The organism is Candidatus Berkiella aquae, from assembly GCF_001431295.2.
Taxonomy (GTDB): domain Bacteria; phylum Pseudomonadota; class Gammaproteobacteria; order Berkiellales; family Berkiellaceae; genus Berkiella; species Berkiella aquae.
This window is the reverse complement of sequence record NZ_LKAJ02000001.1, coordinates 1,921,472-1,942,165: the sequence shown is the minus strand read 5'-3', so window position 1 is coordinate 1,942,165 and position 20,694 is coordinate 1,921,472. Positions and strand designations below refer to the sequence as shown.

Genomic DNA, 20,694 nt, shown 5'->3' with positions numbered 1-20,694 from the left:
ACTATTGCTCCTCAATTGCTTCAAACAATATTGCTGCAGGCATTATCATGTTAAATCTCAAATTGTCACCATTCATCTTAGTTGTTACTAATGATAAAGATCTTGAAAATTGCATTAATACCTGTATTAAAACGCTGGTAGAGCGTGCTTTACCTACGCCTGAAATTATCAATGAAACCTTGGATCGGTTTGAACGAGGTTTGATTCAATACGCAACGCAGCATAGAGAAAATTATTTTAGATTATTAAAATCTAAACGAGCTATTAAAGTTAAGAAAATAGCGCTTTTTGAATTAATGAAAGACTTGATAATTGACACCAGTGGTATGATAACCATGTTGAAAAATTATCGTATCTTACTGACAGGTTATAAAGCGGAAAAGATTGCAAGTTATCGATGTGCTGAAAGAATGAAGCCAATATTTGATTTTTTTACTGATGTCATCAATGAAATAATAAGAATCAATGCTTATGATGATGATATTAAAGATACCCTTAAACATCAATTAGCAACTTTGCATATTGCAATGGTCGATTTTTATTTTACGAATAACAATGAAATGACGATATTTCATATGCATGAAAAAATCACCATTGCAGATTCTATAGTAACAGAAACATTAAAAGAAAGTTTGAGCAGCATTTCAGACGTTTTTGTGTTAACAAAAAATTATTTAGATCTTGGTGATTTGTCGCGCGTAGCCAGTATACTCCACTTAGAAAGAGAAAGATGTCTTGCTGAGGAACCTGAGCTCTATTATGGCGCTTGTGAAAAGCTGGCAAAAAAATATGTACTACAGAGAGATTTTCCTCGTGCTATTACATGGTTTAATGAAGCGGGTGATTATTCGCATCTTGCAAGTGTGTTGCTCCCAGGGTTAATGGGTGAAAATATAACATTAACAGAAAGATATTTAATATCAACGCAGCGGGACTTTTCAATTGGACGAGAATTACTTGCACAAAAAAATAATAAACCTAGGATAATACAGGCTGATTTTAACGTGGCAATCACCATTGCCATTCCTGAATGGATGCCTGCAAGCATAGCAAGATTAAAAAAATTAGCTGGAAAATTTAAATTAGACTTTGCACCTGGAAAATTGATGATACATAAGTTATCTTTCGATGGTGTTGAGACCTTAGCAAAAATTATTAGTGGAATTGATAAACTGGAACTTGAATATCAAAAAAAATTACAGGTGAGTAACAATACACAAGCTGAACATTCTGTTGACTTGCTGCAAAGTGATATCGCAGCCCTAGTGATTACACCATATATAGAAACTTCATCTGTAAGCTCATCTTCTTCAATAGCACGAACCCCATCGAGTTCATCTGTTAGCTCATCCTCTTCAATGCCATTAATCTCATCAAGTTCAACAGATCCAGTTCAAGAACCAATAAGAAGAAGAGCTACCAAACTTAAAACACATGGCAAAGCATCTAAGAGAAATGCAAGCGCATTGATAAAGGCTCCTGTGGCCCCTACCTGTGATGCCGAGCGTCATGGTTTTAGTCGTGCGCTATTTGGAATGTATGCTTTTAAAGAGTGTCGCATGCGAGGTGATAGCAATCGTTTATTTTATGTGGTGAAAGGGAATATTGAAGCACCGAAAGAACGAGGAGATAATTCTCACAAATTCGCTAATCTTATTGCAGAACCTAAAATTGTGCCACCTTGCGCAGAAGAGGGCTTTAAATGGATGAAAGTTGGGGGAAAGCAAGTGTTGGTAGGTAAAATATTAGATACCAAAAAGCGTCTTTTCCCAACGCTTTCACAACGAAATGAACAGGGTGTCATTGCATTTTTATATGGCAGGATTGTTAATACGAAGAATGGCATTCCCTCCCAAAGCATCATGCATTATGCACCAGCGCCTAAGAAGAAAAGGTGATAATTTCCTAGAGGCACAAAGCAGTCTGCGAATGAAAAAGAAGCAGGTAAAAAACTGTTAGTTGCATTTAACAGGCAAGTTGATAGCAAACAACCGGTTGCTAAACCAGGTAAATGCGCTAAAAAAAGAAAGCTTCTCTAAATATTTAGGGTCAGGTATACTGATGACCTTTCTTCAATATAAGCCAATCTAACTAGGGTCATCGGTATACCTGATCCCTTCCTCTGAAATCAACGATGTTTGCAATTAGGTCGCTATTAAGTCCTATTGGGTTGCTATATGATAAATAGTAGATATGGGTAAATATCAACGCAAAGCGCGGGTATTTGCCCATAATGGCCGTAGAGGTATATCATGATTGAGCAATCACAAAGCGGGTTTTTTTGTCGAACAGCCAAACCTGATGATGTTAAATTTGTGTATGAATGCTTGAGAGAATCCGCTGAAGATGCAGGGTTAATTAATCATTTTGCTTGCAATGTGGAAAGTTTAAAGAATGCCCTTTTTTCAGAACATCCTTATGCTGAGTGCATTATTGCACAAATTAACCAAGAACCTATTGGGTTGATTATTTTCTCGAAAATTTATAATCATTTTACCCTTTTTACTAATCCAGGGATTTATGTGCATGATATTTTTGTGGTAAGCAATTACAGGTTAAATGGTGTGGCGAGACGATTGGCAAATTACCTTATTTCATTTGCAACGGAGCATCAGTATTCACGTATTGAAGGCTCTATTCCCATTGATGAAAAAGCCGAAAAATTCTTTGAATTTACATTCGGTAAAAAACTCAAAAAGATAGACAATGCGAACTATGTGCGCTTAATGTTACCAAAGAAAGAAAATTAAAATTCCTCCCTTTTCTCCTACTATGATTTTTTATAAGCTATAATTAATAGTATTTATAAGTAGGTCAAATATTATGAAAAATTCAGACAACAATACAAGCAGGCCTGATCGCGAACCCAAAAAGGGGGATAAAATAAGAGATCCTGAAATCAATCCTAAACGATTGAGACCATTTCGCGAAAAGAGAGAACCAAATAATACAGAACAAAACAAAACTCCACCACAGAAGCCGACTAGTAAAAAACCATGAGAATGTGATTGCCAGTGATCTTGCTTACCAACAGGGTGGCAGAAAATATGCTGTAAACTCATATACACCTTTGAAAAAGTGCACGAGAGAGTTCCCCAAAGCATGAATGTAACTATTTTCAATGAAAGATGGCAACGGCCAGAAAGAGAAAATATAAAAATCAGAGCTAAGCCCAACCTATATAAAATAAGTAATTTTTCTCGACAGTCATGGCTCGGATGGTCAACCAAGCAGGAGCAAAACTCTGGCGTGATGCGTGGAACTTTTGTGCACTGCGATTTAAACCCAAGGGAGCAGCTGGTGGTTGCGGACCGACTCGGGCCGTCGGTATACATGCCCATTTTTTCTAATATTTTTGCTGTAATTCAAGCAGCTGTTGGCGATGACTGATTTCTAATCTTTGCAAAAAAGACATGCCCAGCAAAATTTGTGGAGGGTAAGATCCTTCTATAATCACAGCTTGTACATTATATGCGTGAATTTCGCCTAAACTTACTTTATCTAAATTGATTAAATAGCCTTTGGTTTTACCGGATGCTGTTACGACGGGCACCGGTTTGCCTGTAATATTGAACCCAAGGCTTTTAGCTTGATCTGCGTTCATTGTGACTAAGGTCGCACCGGTGTCAACAATCACATTGACCATTTGCCCGTTGATCATGCCACTTGAACGATATAAACCCGTATTATCTTGGACAATTCGCACAATCGATTTTTGTGTTTTAGCAAAATGGGTAGAAATTTGATTGCCCATACGATAGGCCTTGGATTGACCATTTATTTCCAACACGCATTGTTCTATATCAGCACTAATCACTTTAATTCCACCTGCTGTTTCACCAACGTGTAATACTCTGGTAACTCCCTCGACATTGAGGACAACTTTGTTTTCTCCCAAGCCTAAAATTTCCACCTCATCAGATGCATTGATTATATTGCTTAAAGCCAAAGCGATTATCATTACCACAGCTCTGATTATTTGCACAGACGATCCTTTCGGTGTAGCCCAATACTATAGACAATAGCTCAGGAAGAATTTTCTTGATAAACCTAAGTTAACTATGGTCATCGGTATACCCATGACCCTAGTTAACAATACCATTAGCCTTTAGGTCTATCCTTGCGGTGACGAGTTCGCAAATGAGGGGAGGAGGGCCCTGGACTTGTGTTCTCATCTGGAAATGGCATGTTTTTCATACGAATTAGATAATCTCGTTTTCCCTGTGTTGATAGTTTATGGGGAGAAGCAGGTGATTCGGTTGTTGATGATGAAGCAGGTTGATTGCTTTCTGATTTTTTTCTAGTACTTGATCTGATATCTGTTTTAGGCTGAGATTCCGCCGTTAATGTAGACGGTTGCGCTTTTTGCCTTTCGAGTGCTTCAGCGGCTTGCCTTGAATGTTCCTCTGCTTCTAGTCTTTCTTGCGCAAGCGAAGCAGCTTGTTTCTCGCTGTCTATCCTTAAACGCTCAGCTTCATTGCGAACATCTGTTGCAAGTTGCGATAAGATTTGCATAGATTCTTGAACTAACCTTTCGTTTTCTGCTTTAATTCTCGCTGCTTCTTGCTTCGCTCTTTCTTCTGCTTCAGCTCGAATTCTTAATGCTTCTCTTTCTGCACGTTGCTGAGCTTCTTTTCTTATCCTTTGTTGCTCTTCTCTAACTCTTATTTCTGCTTCTTGTCGTATACGTTCCGCTTCTTGACTTGCAAGTGCTTCGGCTTCTTTTCTTCTCATTTCTGCTGTTTGCGAAGAAGCTGCTTGAGACGACGATGTATCTGCTAAAACAGATTGATGACGTGTTGTTTTTAATTCTTTTGGATCAGCATTATTGAATGCTGAGATAAGCGCATTGTAGATGAGCGTGTTATCTGATTCTTTGATACTAATGTAATGGTTTGGATGCTCTCCTGTTGTTTCAAATTGAATGTTAATATTTTTTAGCTCATTGCAAAGGAAGACATAGTCAACAAAATCTTTTGGTGTTAATACCATAACTTTGCCAATGGGTTTAACGTCTGCAATCGCAATTTCAGAAATATGTGAAAAGGTCTTTGAAAAATCGTTGGTTACGATATTGTCAAGTATGTTAGCCCTAATGATCATGTCATGAATAGCATGCTCTCCGTAAAGCCTGTCATCTGCAATGAGTTTTCTTTCATCTTTAACGTTATAGACTTTTTCCCAGCGTGGGTCGCAAATCCATAATTGATGATCGGCGTTATCTCTAAATAATGTCCAAGCATGCGCACCGCGTTTTTCTTTGCTGTTGGTCACTAAATGAGATTGATACATTCTTACCTGACCATCGGGTAATATTCCAGATCTCACCAAGTTACCTAAAATGGCAGCTACAATCATTGATTTTTGGCGGCAAACAAGAATTTTTTCATTAACATTGTCGGCTAGATCAATATTGACACTTTCATAAGTTCCTTTTCCTTGTTTTTTGCGTTGTTCAAGCTCAAATAAGTCATCTCTATTATCAAGGCTAAGTTCAACTTGACGTCTGGACATGTTTGGCATATCTGTCAATTGATTTACATTCTCATTAACGATAGCGAGTATTTCTGCCGTTTTTGTTTTGCCAGCGCAATCAGAAATTGTTTTGGTTAGTAATTTTTTAAAAAACTCATCAGATTCGGAAAAAAATACTTTTGCTTGCGGATCGATAAGTACCCAATTATTATTGGTTGTACTAGCAAAATCAATAATAGATGACATGCATACCCAAGGCGTTCCATTTTTCATTACTACACTGTAATCACCCAGTTTGACAATGTCAGGGTGTATGACTCTTTGTTGTAAGACCGTTGTGCGATCGCGCAATAATAGAGGCGTAGGCCTGTCAGAATCTGGTCTAACAAAAATTGAAGCTTCTCTCATTATTATTTTGGGTCCGTCGTTTTTCATCATGCACCTATAATGTCTTGATTTCCAAAGGTGGTTGCAATTTTTGTCATATCTAGATTGAATTGCTTTTCAAGTGATTCACATTCTTGATCGATTGCATTGATAATAGAATTGAGCATTAATACAAGATCGGGTCGTTGCTCAAATTTTTCAAAACACTCAACATCTGATTCTAGTGTATGCAATAGGGCTTGGAATGAATTATCGTTGCTTTGTATGATGGCGGTAATTTCATGAAGTAGTTTTCGATGCTTTTTATTTAGCTTTTTATAAAATGCTTCTAAATCAGTTTCGACCTGCAATAGTAGTAAATCTTTTGCTTGTCTAAATAATAATTGCAGTTCTTGAGCTTTCGTTTCTTCAGGAATTTCGTCGGCTTTTATAGCATTTATAATATCAATGATTGGATTTTTAGCGTGATTCATTTTTTTACTTAACTTGGAGTGATTTAATTAATTGACCTTTGAGCGTCGTTAAAGTTCCGTTTGATGTGATATTGCACTCAAACGAAAGGGGGCAGGTATACCGATGACCTTTCTTCATCAAAGACTATCTAACTAGGGTCATCAGTATACCTGCCCCCTTTTCATGAAAATAACAACCTTATGAAAGGGTGTATTGACACACTTTTGAAGTTGACCTGATAACTATTAATTGGTAATATCCTGACGCATTCGAACATTGGGAGTTACTAATGCCTTTTCGATTAAACGACCCTACATGCTCCCTTGATGACTGAGATTTTTGCAAAATTTTATTTGAAGAGCATCAACAAATGCGGCAATGGCTTTAACAATGTTCGTCCTGATATGAAAGCAATTTTTTAAAATAATCAGTTCAGATAGTGAGTAAATATAAATGCCAGTGAGAGACCTCCAGTTAACGACTTCAACCATCATGACTGAATCCTATCAAGTTGAAGTTTCGCAATTATTAGAAGCTAATTTGGATGAAGAACGTTTTAGCGAAGCATTCAGTCAAAAACTGGCAACACAAAAGCCTATTTCAGAACATCTTTTATTTATCGCTGAAATGAATGAGCAGTTTGCTGCTCGTCATAAAAAGGCGCTTCCTTTAAAGATATGGGAAGTCATTAATGGATTTTTAGTTAATTTGTCAGACGAACAGTTGATAGAGCAACTGCCAGGCGCTCATGCTGGCAAAAGTGGGTTATGGTTGTTAGCGGGTGCAGCAGCCAATGAGAAGCCAGAAGCTTTTTTAGCGGTATGGGAAAAGTTAGGAGGGAACATCCCTGTCGAAGCTTTATTAAAAGAAGCGAAGGAGGGAGCGAGTGGTAAAAGTGTTCTGTGGTTATTAGCTTGTGCAGCATCCTGTGGTAAAACTGAAGCTTTTTTAGCGGTATGGGAAAAATTAGTAGGTGACATCCCTGCGGCAGCTTTATTAAAAGAAGCAGAAGAAGGACAGAGTAAAGGCATTAATGCTCTGTGGTTGTTAGCATCTGCAGCTTCCTGTGGTAGACCTGAGGCATTTTTAGCGGTGTGTAAAAAGTTAGATGGAAACATTCCTTTAGAGGTTTTATCGAAAGAAGTTCAGCAGGGGGCTTATGCAGGCATTAATGTTCTGTGGTGGTTAGCTTGTGCAGCATTTGAAGGTCATCCTGAAGCCTTTTTAACCGTATGGGAGAAGTTAGGCGGCAGCATTCCTTTAGAGGCTTTATTGAAAGAAGCTCAGCATGGACCTTATAAAGGAAAAAATGCGCTATGGTTTTTAGTTTTTTCAGTAGCACACAAGAATAATTCAAGACCCTTTTTAGCCGTTTGGGAAAAACTCGGTGACAAAATTTTTTTGGATATTTTGCTTAAGGAGGCGCAACAAGGTTGGGATGCTGGCGATAATATGTTGTCCTTGCTCGCTTTTGGAGTAGCTCGTGGTATGCCGGAAGCCTTTTTAGCCGTATGGGAAAAGTTAGAAGGGAACATTCCTTTAGAAGCTTTATTGAAAGAATCTCCGCAGGGAGTGATGAAAGGCCTAAATCCCCTGTGGTGGTTAGCGAATGCAGCAACAAAGCATAAGCCAGAAGCTTTTTTAGCCGTCTGGAAAAAGTGGGGAGAGAACATTCCTATAGAGGCTTTATTGAAAGAACGTGAGGGGGGCCGCCGGAGTATCATATGGTGTTTGACTTGTGCCGTAGCCAATGATAAGCCGGAGGCCTTTTTAGCCATATGGAAAAAATGGGGAGAGAACATTCCTATAGAGGTTTTATTAAAAGAGGGGGCAGGAGAATCGGCAGGCATCAATGCCTTGTGGAATTTAGCTGCTGGTGCAGTTCATTCAGAAGCCTTTTTAATGGTTTGGCAAATGCTCCATGACCAGATCCCTCTAGAGGCTTTGCTCAAAGAATCTGAACAGGGTTTTAATGCTGGCAAAAACAGTTTGTTTTGCTTAGCTGGCGCTATATCTCAAAATAATTCAGAAGCCTTTTTAGCCGTATGGCAAAAGTTTGGAAAAGACATTCCTGTTAAGGCTTTATTAAGAGAAGCAGAGCAAGGACCGATGAAAGGTATCAGCACCTTGTGGTTGCTAGCGGGTGCAGCAGCTAATAATAATCCAGCCGCGTTGTTAGCGGTTTGGGAAAGGGTGAAAAAAGAGATCAATTTGGCTGATTTGCTCAAAGCTGCACAGGCTGGATCGAGTGTTGGCAAAGATGTCTTAGGGTGGTTAATACAAGGGGCATTATTGCATTACCCACTCAACTCCACGGTAGACCAACAAAGCGTCATTCGGGAGAATGCTCGCAAAAACCTTCTAGTGGTGAAGGAAGCTTTAACGCAACTTTCGGGCGTATTGCCGGCTGAAGCGCTGCAACCAGATAGTCAGTTAGATTCGCTTTTGAGATTAGCATCACTCCCAGGGTTAACTGATGCCCGCCATCATTTTTCCCTTGCGTTAGAGAGGTACAACCAAGAGGGTAATAAAGAGAATGAAGAAAATGTCTGGGAAAAAGCAAAAAAAGCATTAGAGGCCGGTTATTTAAATGCATTTTATGATTTGGGCAACCATTATTTTGCTATTGGCGAAATAGAGAGTGGCTGTGCTGCTTATGCAGAGGTTCCTGCGGATTCCTGGCACTATGGCCGGGTGATGGCACAGTTGGGCGCACATCATTTTGAAAAAATGACTGCCAGCCCCTCAGCTCAGGAAAAGTTCCAACATTTTAAAATGGCCTTAGGTTATACCTTAAAAACCAGTGGTGAGATAAGGGAGCAGTATCTTCAAAAATTAGCGGTGCAATACTTGTTTGATTTTAATCTACCGATGGATGTGCCCCAAGATTTAGTGCCGCCTTTCTGGTTTGCTCTGATGAATAGTAGCATGAGCGCTGAAGCGGGTTTAAATATTTTAGAGAAATTAAAAACAAGAATAACTTTAGAAAAAGAGACACAAGCACTTCAAGCGCAATTAGCTCAAAAAGAACAAGCACTCCAAGAACTATTAGCAAAGCAAGGCCAAGCTCCATTGGCAGACAGTATTACTGATGTTGTTGCTCAATCACCCATCTTGCTGCAGCTAAGCCCTAATGTTAACAGAGGTAAAAGAAATTCGTCCTCAGATGAGGATGAGCAACCGCTAAAGAAAAGAAAATTCGGTAACTCTAACCGCTAAATTAATGTTAGTCGTGATGTGAAATCAATATATTCAGATAGAGATAAAATACCTATGACAATGAAAGGCCTTTTTTTAACGACTTCAACCACAGCACTTGAATCCTATCAAGTTGAAGTTTCGCAATTATTAGATGCTAATTTGGATGAACAACGTTTTAGCGAAGCATTAAGTCAAAAACTGGCAACACAAAAGTCACCTTCAGAGCATCTTTTATTTATCGCTGAAATGAATGAGCAGTTTGCTGCTCGTCATAAAAAGGAGCTTCCTTTAAAGATATTGGAAGTCATTAATGGATTTTTAGTTAATTTGTCAGACGAACAGTTGATAGAGCAACTGCCAGCGGCTCATGCTGGCAAAAGTGGGCTATGGTTGTTAGCGAGTATAGCGCCAGAAGCCTTTTTAACCGCTTGGAAGAAGTTATGTGGGAACATTCCTGCCCAGGCTTTATTGAAAGAAGCTCAAATGGGACCGCATAAAGGCAAAAGTGCTTTGTGGTTGTTAGCTTGTAAAGCAAGCGAAGGTAAACCAGCTGCCTTCTTTGCGGTTTGGGATAGGGTGAAAAGCGAAATCAATTTTGGTGATTTACTCAAAGCGGCGCAAGAAGAACCTCATGTTGGCAAAGATATCTTAGGATGGTTAGTGCGGCATGACTCATTACCGTTTTGTGCATTCATTATGGGACAGAATGCGTTTGAAAAACGCCAAATAGTGAAGGAGGCTTTAACACAATTTTCGGGCGCATTGCCGGCCACCATGCTGCAGCAAGATAGTCCGTTAGATAAGCTTTTGAAAAGGGAGTCACTCCTTGCGTTAAGTGAAGCCCGCCATCATTTTTTCCTTGCATTAGATGCCTATAAGGAAACAGATAGCAAAGAGAATGAGGAAAATGTCTGGGAAAAAGCCCAAGAAGCATTAGAGGCTGGCTATTTAAATGCATTTTATGATTTAGGCAACCATTATTTTGCTATTGGCGAAATAGAAGGTGGTTTTGCTGCTTATGAGGAGGTTCCTGCGGGTTCTTGGCAATATGGCCGGGTGATGGATCAGTTATGTGCGCATCATTTTGGAAAAATGACTGCCAGCCCATCAGCAGAGAAAAAGCTTGAACATTTAAAAACAGCTTTAGGTTGTGCTTTAAAAACCAGCGCACAGGTAAGAGAGCAACATATACAAATGCTAGCTGCGCAATATTTGCATGATTTTAATCTGACAATAGATATGCCAATGAATTTAATGCCGTCGGATTGGCTTGCTATGATGGATAGTCGTATAAGCGCAGAGATGGGTTTTAAGGTTTTAGAAGAATTTAAAGAAAGAAGTGCTTTAGAAAAAAGAAAGCAAGTACTGCAAGAACAATTGGCTCAAAAAGAACAAGCACTCCAAGAACAATTAGTTCAGCAAGCCCAAGCTCAGCCGGCAGACAGGCTGCCTGAGGTTACTTCCCAATTACCCATATTGCCGCAGTTTAGCGCTAGCAGAGACAAAAGATTGCGTGAGACGGATAAATCCCCAGCTGATTCAAAGTCAACAGGTGTGAATGAGCAACCGCTTAAGAAGCAGCGGCTTCTAGATTAAGAAAATGAGGCAACATAAATGGACTTATTTTAAAGTAATATTCTATGAAATTTTAAGTTGAAAAGGTAAATTTATGCCAAGAAAACATCCTAAAAGAACGCAATATACCAAGCCCCCTTTAAAAGTTAGAAAAGCACTTCATAAAGGAGAATTATTGTCAGGTGTTACAATTCAAGGCAATAAGGTGGCTTTAAAGCTAAAGCCAAAATTTAATCACCCTGAAAATTTCCCATCGATTAATAAAGGTTTTTTTGATTTATATCTCCGCTCAGAGGACTTTAGAAGAAAATTTGAACGTCCGATGCGAGGTAATGTGCTTTATGTCCTCATCTTAAAAGAAGGCCATGGCTACACCCATAGTCAAGAGATATTAGCAGCCTTACAAGCGTTTGCTACTCCCACACCACGAAGAGACATAAAGAAAGACTTAAGTACGGGTGCGTTATTAGCAGATGTTATCCTAGAGGGTAACCGTGTAACTTTAGTAATGCATCCCAATTATGCCCATTCAGATAACTATCTGTTGATTAATAAGCTTTTTTACAGAATGCATTGTGGCATTCCAAATTTTGCTGCTAAATTTGAGCTGCCTACTCAGCGCGCTAAACCACCGGTATTAACCTTAAAAGAGGGCCATGGTTATCAAGATAAAACGGCTATATTAGCCGCACTAAAAGAATTTGCTGATGTCGCGATGGTGCCTGTAATGCCGCCAGTCGCCTCTTCGAGCAATGTCCAAGAAGTGTTGGAAGAAAGCGCGGTTTTTCAGATTGAAAATCAATTTGTAGAAGCTTTTAAAACAGGTTCCCTTTTTACTATGTTTACGGATCACATAGGCTTGTATTTGGCACCTCACATAAGCTTGCATTTAGCGCCTTATTACAACCAGCCTTTTTACTATCAATCCATTGAACGCATGCTGAATGAACTTTGTCGAAATTCACAAGCACTGTCTGCACAAGTTGAGGATATTAAAACCGTGGAAGGTATCGTGCAGTTAAGATTAAGACCGCAAAATATCTATCCAAGTGCTGCGGCAGTATTAGCCGTTTTAATGAATCAAGCAAATAACATTTATCCACAAAGTGAGAGTTTTCTACCAGAAAAATCAGCGATGCCGGAATATGGCAATGAATTAGGTGAGGCACATTTTGCCCCGTTAACACTGCATATCGATGCCGAAGAAGAAACGTATAATATTTATTCACAACGCGATAGATTTCTACCAGAAAAAACAGCGATCCCGGAATATGGCAATGAATTAGGTGAGGCACATTTTGCCTCGTTAACACTGCATATCGATGCCGAAGAAGAAACGTATAATATTTATTCACAACGTGATAGATTTCTGCCCGAAGAAGCTATGTTGGAATATGGCAATGAATTAGGTGAGGCACATTTTGCCCCGTTAACACTGAATATCGATGCCGAAGAAGAAAGCAATAACATTTATTTTCAACACGAGAGATTGCTGCCAGAAAAAGCTGCGATACTGGAGTCTGGCATTGAATTAGCTGGAGCATTTATGGCTCCGTTTACATCGGATATGGTTGCCGAAGAAGAAACCAATTTAACCGATAAAGATGGTTTACTATCTTCGCCCAAGAATGATGCATCCGTACCCAAAAGAAAAGCTTCTAATTCTCATAAAAGACCTAGCAGTAAAAAAGCTAAATCCATCAAGCCCAATGAGCAAAGCGCGTCAACTACATTAGAAAGTAATGTAAAGCCCAAGCCAACTTTAAAAATAAGAGAAGCCTTATATCAAGGTGAGCTATTAGCGAGTATTACCCTCGATGGAAATCAAGTTCATTTAAAGCTAACGTCAACATACGATAAGTTAGAAAATTATGCATCAATCAGTAAAGCTTTTTATGATTTATATCCTCGCTCAACTGCTTTTAGAGCTAAATTTGAAAAACCCACGCGCTGTAAGAATGCTGTTGTCTCTTTAACCTTAAAAAATGATCATGGTTATCAAGATGAACAAGAAATTATGCAAGCATTACGAGATTTTGCTGTGCCTCCAGAGCGGATCGAATATAAAGAAAAATTGCGACAAGGTGAGCTATTCGTAGGAGCTGTCCTTAATGGCAATCAAGTATTATTAACATTGCATGAACAATACAATAACCTTGATAATTATCGTTTAATTAGAAAAATGCTTTATAAACTTCACTGCGATTCGGTAGCTTTTTCAGAAAAGTTCGAACTACCAACTCAGAGCGATGAAATGCCAGCATTAACGTTAAAAGATAATCATGATTATGAGGATCCCCAAGCTATATTAGAGGCGTTAAAAAGTTTTGCAGCTCTTACCAAATCTTTAGAGGTACAAAAAATTTTAGCACAAGGCAAGCTATTAGTCGGTGTGACATTGAATGGAAACTCTGTTGAGTTAAAATTGCATGAAAACTATAATAAACCTGAGAATTATCGTTCAATTAATCAGTCTTTTTATCAATTATATATAAAAGCATCACACAAAGGAGCAGAATTTCAGGTTAAATTTGAAAAGCCTGTCGTTAATTATGAGCCTCCCAGCTTAACCCTAAAGCCTAATCATGGTTATAAAAATGAAGCAGAGATATTTGCCGCATTAAAAGAATTGGTTAAATCTCCCCTGGATACAGATGAGGTGGTATCTTCAAATGAGGAAATATCTCAGATAGCGAGTGATGAATCACCAAAAAGAACCGATCCTCATCCTCAAAAAGTACGTAGGGTCAAAAAAATTCCTCAAAAAGCCATGGTTGAAGGTAGATTATTGGCAGGGGTTATCTTGCAGGACAATGAAGCCATCTTACAACTACAAAAGGAATACAACCAACCTCAATATTATAATTCAATTAAATACTTCTTGTGTAACTTATATAGAAAATCCATAGAATTTCAAAGCAAATTTAAAAGACCTAAATGTCATGGATCGAAGGTGAATAACTTGGTTTTGAAAGATAATCATGGTTTTACCGATGGGACAGCCGTGTTAAAGGCATTAAGAAGTTATGCCAGTGCCAAACCCACTACAAAAATAAAAGAAGTCTTACATCAAGAGGAGCTATTAGCGAGCCAAAGTCAAAACGAATTTAACTTCGAGCAACATCGTACTGAAGAAATTAGCCGTACGAAGGGGCTTACCTCAGTAGTTAAAAAGAATTCACCCAATGGTCATATTGCTGAAAAATATTTAGGCGGGGTTTTACCTCAATTGCCTGAACCTATTTATGGTCAAATCACCGAGCGTTTATACAATCATCACTTAACATTGATTGAATTAAGCAGTCCACGCTTTCATCGTACGAATCGTCAGCGACAATCTTTTGCGATAAATTGTCCAGAAATCAATGCCATTTTTTATTCTCATCAATCCTTGCCAGGTTCACATGAACAAGTGGCCTTTATTTTCGCCGGACGTAAAGAAAAAGCTTTGTTACCCGAAGTCTATACAGCCCGTTGTATACTTGTGTTAACTCAACAAGAATATAGTTCTTTAAAAGATTTAGTTCCTGACGACATGGATGTTTTAGTTTTAGTACGCATCAATTCCAACACACATGGTGAGTATGCCGATCTCAGCAAATTAACGGCTAGACGCATTGGGATCTTTTTAATGGCGCACCATTGGAATTTAAATCATTTTGTGATGCTAGATGATAATATTAAAGGCATTAACTATCAAATTGATGACGATGCTATTTCTACTATTCCCAATCATTTTGAGAAATTTTACACGCTTCTTCTTTCGCAGTTAAAGAATCAAGGTTGTGTCAGTATTGCTACTGAATCTAACCGTATCAGTGCGCAAGGTCAGTTGGGGTCAAAATGCTTTTTAATCAACATGCAATTGATTCGTCAGCAATTAACCAGCTTAGAAAGTGTTTTTTTACTGCAACCTCCGGCGCATGAAGTGCATAAATCCTGCGAAGATTATTATTTTCAGATCTTATTGCATGTCATGTTGGAGAGAGGTTATCAAGTTATATCGCGCGATATCGCGACGTTGCAACGCTCTCATAAAGAGCAAAATTCATGTGTGAATGCACAAATTCGTGCAGAGATATTTACCGGCCCCCGATTTCCTTTGCCTCCTCAGCAACAAAGCTGGCTTGAACAAACACTTAAAATGCTTAACCAATTGATAGAAAAAAACATTAATGACTATCAGGAAAAGCAAGCTCAAATTATGACGATAGATATTGGTCCAACGCATATCAGAGCGCATGAAGAGTCTGCCCATCAGTTTTCTGATTCCGGAACGTCTTCCTTTTCACCTCCCTTAGTATTGAAGAAGAAACAGCCTAAGAGTGCCACAAGTAACGCTAGCCGATCTATTACTCCTCAAGTCACTGCAGCAGCTACGAGCCTACCTTTGCTCTGCTCTGAAGGAACCGAGACTCGCTTCATTGACCGCTTTCAAACGCTTTTAAGCACTTGGCAAGACAATGATGGTCTATTATATGACTATCAGGTCAAGGCAATTAAAGCCGTTGGTCAGCAAAATTCCCCGTTTAGTTGCTTAGAAATCCCTACGGGTTGTGGGAAGTCTATCATTCAATACAGGTTGGCATCGCTGGCATTCTCATTGCTAGATAGAGAAGAACTCGTGATGGTCGTTTCTCCTCAGATTCAATTAACACGTCAATTATATGAAAGCTTCTTGGAAGGCTATAAAATATTCAATGAGACGCAATTTGATAACACGAGAATTATCACCGTATCGAGTGACAATCAAAGCTGCTCTTTAAGGTTATTAGCAGAAAATAAAAAATTCCATAAAGAAAAACATATTGTCATTATATGTTTGGAAAGCTTTGAACGTTTTCACCAATTGTTTCCCGAGCAGATGAGACAACGAGTCCGGCTTGTCCTGCTAGATGAGTGTCATGATTATCCTAACGCTGTTGAAAAACTTCCTACTTTAGGCTTACAGGATACCTTGGTAGTAGGTTGCTCGGCTACTCTCTTATCAAATACAGCATTGGGTAAACCAATATTTACTTATCCCATTGCTCAGGCAATCCAAGAAGGCAGGCTTGCGCCGGTCATCGTTGATAGTTTAGGGGTAAATTATTCCAAAGAGAATGTCAAAAAACTGATTCAGTGTCTACCTTTAATACTCCAACATCAACCACATCCGGGGTTTAAGGAAACTGAAACCTTAGCCAGTACCAAAACCATGGTGTTTTTGCCAAAACGTTCTGATTGCAACAAAGCTTACGATGTATTATCAAAAGCGAATATTCCTTGTTTCATCATTCATAGTGAGAATGAAGAATGTAAGGCTGATTTGAAGCGCTTTGTACAACAAACGCGATATGGTGTGGTCCTTTGTGTCAGAATGTTATTTTTGGGTTTTAATGATCTTAATATAGGAACGGTTATTATCGCGCAAAATAAAACCAAAGCAAAAAAGCAGAAACACGTTAATGCGATAAAACAAATGTTTGGCCGAGCCATCCGAAAAAATAACGATAAAATTGCTTATGTATTAACTTTTGAGAATACTAAAAAGAAAATTATTGATCCCATCTTGGCAGAGGTTGCGCATACCTACCCAGCGTCTTCTGACTACTTGGCTGCCAATAATGCTTACCGTTTTGATCGGGAAACTCAAACGTGGAAAGTTGACGATGCAGATGAAGTACAGGATGTTTCTCAGATTGTTTTTAGAATTGAAGCTTCTAACGATTATGAAAAAAGACGTTTAGAACATAATACCCTTGAATGTGATGCAAGTGATAGTGATGTCGAGAGTGAAACAAGCGATAGCAATGACGAATTTATTTCATTCTCTCAACCGCTGATTTTTAGTCAACAATTTATGGGGTTTGTACCACAAAAAAGAGCAACCGCTTTATCTGAAGAGCCCGTCATTGAAGCGTTAAATGACCCTATAAGTAGTAAAGTAAGAGTAACAAGGTAAAGACGTTATTGATGGTTTTGTTACGGTTAATTGCCATTTGGGGATGAAAAGTTAAGATAAAAATCCCCCGCTCGACGCGATGCGCCGAGCTGCCCCCTTTTATTCAAAGGGGGCGAATTGTCTAGCAGGTTGCTGAGAAGCAGCACATGCGTAAATGGCATTCAAAATTGGTTTATTTACTAAATGTGCAACAAGTTGTTGCACAAAACGCTTGATTAAACGCCCTCTCTTATTCAAAGGGGGCAGCTTGTCCATCGTAGACGGGCGAGCGGGGGATTTTTATCTTAAACTCGTAAGCCTTGCCCGTGATTTTGAACCCTTTTAAAAACGCTTGATTAAATTGCCCCCTTTGATTAAAAGGGGGCAGCTTGTCCGTCATAGACGGGCGAGCGGGGGATTTTTATCTTAAACTCGTAAGCCTTGCCCGTGATTTTGAACCCTTTTAAAAACGCTTGATTAAATTGCCCTCTTTGATTAAAAGGGGGCAGCTTGTCCGTCGTAGACGGAGCGAGCGAGGGATTTTTATCTTAAACTCGTAAGCCTTGCCCGTGATTTTGAACCCTTTTAAAAACGCTTGATTAAATTGCCCCCTTTGATTAAAAGGGGGCAGCTTGTCCGTCGTAGACGGAGCGAGCGAGGGATTTTTATCTTTAAACTCGTAAGCCTTGCCCGTGATTTTGAACCCTTTTAAAAACGCTTGATTAAATTGCCCCCTTTGATTAAAAGGGGGCAGCTTGTCCGTCGTAGACGGAGCGAGCGGGGGATTTTTATCTTAAATAACACAACCTTAAAAATGGTTTATTACAATTCAAAACTCACACCATACTCTCGTAAGCTTCGTTCAAATATGACTGAGGCTGAAAGCTTAGTTTGGTCAAAAATCAGAAGAAGACAAATTGATGGTATTCAGTTTTATCGCCAAAGGGTGATTTCTACCTTCATTGTTGATTTTTATGCTCCCACCGTAAAATTAGTGCTCGAAATCGATGGTTCACAGCATTTAGAAGTTGAATATTTGGAACAAGATAAATGCAGAGATGCATTTCTGAATAATCTTGGGATTATGGTATTGAGGTTTGATAATCACCAAGTGATGTTTCAGTTAGGAAGTGTAATTGATAGGATTTATGACGTTATTGAAGATTTTGGAAGGGAAAAATGTCACTTTAGGAGGAGTTAAAGATAAAAATCCCCCGCTCGACGCGATGCGCCGAGCTGCCCCCTTTTATTCAAAGGGGGCGAATTGTCTAGCAGGTTGCTGAGAAGCAGCACATGCATAAATGGCATTCAAAATCGGTTTATTTACTAAATGTGCAACAAGTTGTTGCACAAAACGCTTGATTAAACGCCCTCTCTTATTCAAAGGGGGCAGCTTGTCCATCGTAGACGGGCGGGGGGTTATCTTAAATAAAATAAATCTTGAGCTAACTTTCCAAAAGCTGCTATGGCAAGGAATATATACAAGCTGATAAGCATACCTTTGGTAAACTGATTTCTAAGCACAATTGACTTAGGAGTCAGACCAAAAAAATACGGCTTACGATCTCGGTTAAAGACATAAAGCATTTGCAAAAATAAAATAACACCGATTAATTGATAAGTTGTATCCATTTCTGTCTTTGATATGCTAAATAAGATGTTCTTGCTGTAGTCTAGCAGATTCCCTAGGTAGTAGAAAGAAAGAGGCCAAGTACTCGCTTCTATGAGTGTGATGGAGACTGTTCATGAAAATAAGAATATTAACTGCAGATGATTGGGTAATCTGGAAAAAAATTCGCTTAGAGGCATTGCAAAATTCTCCTGAAAATTTTGGTTCATCAATTGAGGAAGAATGTAATTGGCCAGACCTTGAGTTTCAAAATGGCTTAAACAAAAGTCATGTTTTTGGTGCCTTTGTTGAAGAGACGCTTGTGGCATGTGCTGGTTTTTATGTTTTAAATTTCATTAAGATGCAACATCGTGGCGTTATTTGGGGAATGTATACTTGTCCTGAATATAGGCACCAGGGCGTTGCAAGCGCTTTAATGGAAGCAGTCATCGATAATGCAAGAACGAAGGTTCTGCAATTACATTTAACCTGTGTAACCAGCAATCTTAACGCAGTTGAGTTCTATCAAAAAAAAGGATTTAAAATTTATGGCACTGAGCCGCGAGCTCTCAAAATTGATAATACATTTTTTGATGAACACTTAATGGTGCTCGTTCTAAATCCTAGTTAGATAGTCTTTGATGAAGAAAGGTAAAATGTGAAAATACACTGATAAAAATAAGCAAAAATCACTTTTTCTAAGAGATATTCTTATTTACGACATTAAATGGATTCTGTATGCTAACTCACTATTTCAACTGACAGCTAGAACGAAATTTATGTCTATGAGTATTCCAAAATTAATCTTCGGCTCTATTGTGGGTGCTACCCTTACAGGGGGCCTGTATTTGTGTGGACTAACTGCTCCCATTTCACTCGCTATACTTTTTCTAATTTTCTCAAGCGGAACCATAAAAGCTATTGAATCTATGTTTCTTCAGATCCGCGTATATGAATTACATCAACAACAGGCTCGGAGACGATTATTCGAGCCTCAATCTAGCAATGGAGAACACCTGCATGCAGAACGTTCTTATTTGCTTTCAAAAGAACTAAAGAATACGCCAAGTCCGAAATTGCCTAACAATACGCAAGTTGACGCTATCGATAAAAAGAATAGAGGCCAGCTATGCCGATGACCTTTCTTAATAAACCCAAGCTAACTAAGGTCAGATTCCATTCTTCAAAACTGAATCTTATCTCGTAAGCTTTGCTTGATTAAATCGCCCCCTTTGAGTAAAAGGGGGCAGCTCGCACTTGTCCTGCGTAGCCTTGGCGAAGCAGGAGCGAGCGGGGGATTTTAATCTTAACCAACATTCAATTATAACTAACATAGGTACTTCCTTATAGACTAATAATTTCGATATAGGTTTGATTCACAATAGTGCAATAAAAATGAGTGGCTAAATCTTGAAAACCTTTTTCAGTGTAATCATGAGGCCATTCTTGATAGCCACCGCTAACGCATAAACATTCTTCTTTACTCATTTTAACTCCTTTGGTTTAAACGGTTATTTAATAAATTAATGGTGATCGGTTTTCTTTTGGGTAAATTTACCGATAATTTAGGTGCCTTTTTTAAGGCTAATAAGCCTTCTAATGGTAATTGCACTGAAAATTGGCAAAATTTCATTAACGCAAGTGGTGTGAATGAATCGAGCAAATCTTCCGTATCTAAAAAGCCCATGGCTATTAGGCGCTTGAGAGCAACGTGCAGAATTTCTGATGATAAATTGAGGCAAAATGATAATTGCATATAAGAAAATCGGCAGTTGAATTGTTCATTGGCATGCATCGCCAAAAATAACCAAAGCATTTTTTCTGTTTCAGTTAATTGTGAATGACTGAAAACAAACAACACTTCAGCCAACGATATTTTTGTCGTGCGCGTGAATTGGCGTGCATCAGAAATGATGCGCGAAAAGGAATAAGAAGCTTGCATAGCAATACATCCCTACTGATTAGTAAGTAAACAAAATCTTATTAAAACCGGAGGTTGAGAACGGTTTTAGGTAAGGAATTTTTGCTGTAAAAACAATAGGTTATGGTTTCGCTGATTGGCGAGCTTTTT

The 20,694-nt window shown here is 38.8% G+C and carries 15 protein-coding genes; 9 read left to right on the top strand and 6 right to left on the bottom strand.

The genetic code is table 11. The features are described 5' to 3' along the window. Positions 1–47: 47 nt before the first annotated feature. The 3 genes from HT99x_RS08635 to HT99x_RS08625 all read left to right on the top strand — a co-directional run bounded on the left by HT99x_RS08635 (position 48) and on the right by HT99x_RS08625 (position 3,000). On the top strand, positions 48–1,898 hold the full coding sequence (locus tag HT99x_RS08635; protein ID WP_259566097.1) for a hypothetical protein: 1,851 nt from the start codon (positions 48–50) through the stop codon (positions 1,896–1,898). Positions 1,899–2,252: 354 nt separating this feature from the next. Further along, positions 2,253–2,750 (top strand): GNAT family N-acetyltransferase, encoded by a 498-nt coding sequence (locus HT99x_RS08630; RefSeq protein ID WP_075065947.1) that lies wholly within the window; start codon positions 2,253–2,255, stop codon positions 2,748–2,750. A gap of 73 nt (positions 2,751–2,823) precedes the next feature. Next, positions 2,824–3,000 carry a hypothetical protein gene (locus tag HT99x_RS08625; RefSeq protein WP_158003370.1) on the top strand — a complete coding sequence of 59 codons (177 nt, stop codon included), beginning with the start codon at positions 2,824–2,826 and terminating at the stop codon, positions 2,998–3,000. Between the two features lie 346 nt (positions 3,001–3,346). On the opposite strand, the gene HT99x_RS08620 is transcribed toward HT99x_RS08625, so the two are convergent. The 3 genes from HT99x_RS08620 to HT99x_RS08610 form a co-directional block, all read right to left on the bottom strand. Continuing rightward, on the bottom strand, positions 3,347–3,985 hold the full coding sequence (locus HT99x_RS08620) for a TIGR02281 family clan AA aspartic protease (protein ID WP_075065946.1): 639 nt from the start codon (positions 3,983–3,985) through the stop codon (positions 3,347–3,349). A gap of 116 nt (positions 3,986–4,101) precedes the next feature. Next, complete coding sequence (locus HT99x_RS08615; RefSeq protein WP_139016584.1) at positions 4,102–5,913, bottom strand: MAP7 domain-containing protein; 1,812 nt, start codon at positions 5,911–5,913, stop codon at positions 4,102–4,104. After that, positions 5,910–6,335, bottom strand: coding sequence for a hypothetical protein (locus tag HT99x_RS08610; RefSeq protein ID WP_075065944.1), 426 nt, complete (start codon positions 6,333–6,335; stop codon positions 5,910–5,912). Before HT99x_RS08610 ends, HT99x_RS08615 begins: the two co-directional genes overlap by 4 nt. A 433-nt stretch (positions 6,336–6,768) precedes the next feature. On the opposite strand from HT99x_RS08610, the gene HT99x_RS08605 reads away from it, so the two are divergent. The 4 genes from HT99x_RS08605 (at position 6,769) to HT99x_RS08590 (ending at position 18,215) form a co-directional block, all read left to right on the top strand. After that, entirely contained in the window at positions 6,769–9,534 is a 2,766-nt protein-coding gene (locus HT99x_RS08605) for a hypothetical protein (RefSeq protein WP_139016583.1), read from the top strand. A 54-nt stretch (positions 9,535–9,588) separates the two neighbouring features. Beyond that, on the top strand, positions 9,589–11,112 hold the full coding sequence (locus HT99x_RS08600) for a hypothetical protein (RefSeq protein ID WP_075065941.1): 1,524 nt from the start codon (positions 9,589–9,591) through the stop codon (positions 11,110–11,112). A gap of 73 nt (positions 11,113–11,185) precedes the next feature. Beyond that, complete coding sequence (locus tag HT99x_RS08595; RefSeq protein ID WP_075065940.1) at positions 11,186–17,035, top strand: DEAD/DEAH box helicase family protein; 5,850 nt, start codon at positions 11,186–11,188, stop codon at positions 17,033–17,035. Between the two features lie 793 nt (positions 17,036–17,828). Beyond that, entirely contained in the window at positions 17,829–18,215 is a 387-nt protein-coding gene (locus HT99x_RS08590) for an endonuclease domain-containing protein (RefSeq protein WP_075065939.1), read from the top strand. 218 nt (positions 18,216–18,433) lie between these two features. Here the strand turns inward: HT99x_RS08590 and HT99x_RS08585 are convergent, their stop codons facing one another. After that, positions 18,434–18,646 carry a hypothetical protein gene (locus HT99x_RS08585; protein WP_075065938.1) on the bottom strand — a complete coding sequence of 71 codons (213 nt, stop codon included), beginning with the start codon at positions 18,644–18,646 and terminating at the stop codon, positions 18,434–18,436. A 113-nt stretch (positions 18,647–18,759) separates the two neighbouring features. Between HT99x_RS08585 and HT99x_RS08580 the strand changes: the two genes are divergently transcribed. Further along, a complete protein-coding gene (locus HT99x_RS08580; protein ID WP_075065937.1) occupies positions 18,760–19,254 on the top strand; it encodes a GNAT family N-acetyltransferase in 495 nt (164 codons plus the stop codon). Positions 19,255–19,552: 298 nt separating this feature from the next. Continuing rightward, positions 19,553–19,762, top strand: coding sequence for a hypothetical protein (locus HT99x_RS08575; RefSeq protein ID WP_259566089.1), 210 nt, complete (start codon positions 19,553–19,555; stop codon positions 19,760–19,762). A 205-nt stretch (positions 19,763–19,967) separates the two neighbouring features. On the opposite strand, the gene HT99x_RS08570 is transcribed toward HT99x_RS08575, so the two are convergent. Together HT99x_RS08570 and HT99x_RS08565 are read right to left on the bottom strand one after the other, a co-directional pair. Then, a complete protein-coding gene (locus tag HT99x_RS08570) occupies positions 19,968–20,111 on the bottom strand; it encodes a hypothetical protein (protein ID WP_158003369.1) in 144 nt (47 codons plus the stop codon). A gap of 1 nt (position 20,112) precedes the next feature. Next, positions 20,113–20,565 (bottom strand): hypothetical protein, encoded by a 453-nt coding sequence (locus tag HT99x_RS08565; protein WP_075065935.1) that lies wholly within the window; start codon positions 20,563–20,565, stop codon positions 20,113–20,115. Positions 20,566–20,694 lie beyond the last annotated feature (129 nt).

What these genes read in the sequence shown, in the direction of transcription:
- HT99x_RS08635 (WP_259566097.1), top strand. Translation starts at nt 48, where the DNA reads ATGTTAAATCTCAAATTGTCACCATTCATCTTAGTTGTTACTAATGAT.
- HT99x_RS08630 (WP_075065947.1), top strand. Translation starts at nt 2,253, where the DNA reads ATGATTGAGCAATCACAAAGCGGGTTTTTTTGTCGAACAGCCAAACCT.
- HT99x_RS08625 (WP_158003370.1), top strand. Translation starts at nt 2,824, where the DNA reads ATGAAAAATTCAGACAACAATACAAGCAGGCCTGATCGCGAACCCAAA.
- HT99x_RS08615 (WP_139016584.1), bottom strand. Translation starts at nt 5,913, where the DNA reads ATGATGAAAAACGACGGACCCAAAATAATAATGAGAGAAGCTTCAATT.
- HT99x_RS08610 (WP_075065944.1), bottom strand. Translation starts at nt 6,335, where the DNA reads ATGAATCACGCTAAAAATCCAATCATTGATATTATAAATGCTATAAAA.
- HT99x_RS08605 (WP_139016583.1), top strand. Translation starts at nt 6,769, where the DNA reads ATGCCAGTGAGAGACCTCCAGTTAACGACTTCAACCATCATGACTGAA.
- HT99x_RS08600 (WP_075065941.1), top strand. Translation starts at nt 9,589, where the DNA reads ATGACAATGAAAGGCCTTTTTTTAACGACTTCAACCACAGCACTTGAA.
- HT99x_RS08595 (WP_075065940.1), top strand. Translation starts at nt 11,186, where the DNA reads ATGCCAAGAAAACATCCTAAAAGAACGCAATATACCAAGCCCCCTTTA.
- HT99x_RS08590 (WP_075065939.1), top strand. Translation starts at nt 17,829, where the DNA reads ATGGTTTATTACAATTCAAAACTCACACCATACTCTCGTAAGCTTCGT.
- HT99x_RS08585 (WP_075065938.1), bottom strand. Translation starts at nt 18,646, where the DNA reads ATGGATACAACTTATCAATTAATCGGTGTTATTTTATTTTTGCAAATG.
- HT99x_RS08580 (WP_075065937.1), top strand. Translation starts at nt 18,760, where the DNA reads ATGAAAATAAGAATATTAACTGCAGATGATTGGGTAATCTGGAAAAAA.
- HT99x_RS08575 (WP_259566089.1), top strand. Translation starts at nt 19,553, where the DNA reads ATGTTTCTTCAGATCCGCGTATATGAATTACATCAACAACAGGCTCGG.
- HT99x_RS08570 (WP_158003369.1), bottom strand. Translation starts at nt 20,111, where the DNA reads ATGAGTAAAGAAGAATGTTTATGCGTTAGCGGTGGCTATCAAGAATGG.
- HT99x_RS08565 (WP_075065935.1), bottom strand. Translation starts at nt 20,565, where the DNA reads ATGCAAGCTTCTTATTCCTTTTCGCGCATCATTTCTGATGCACGCCAA.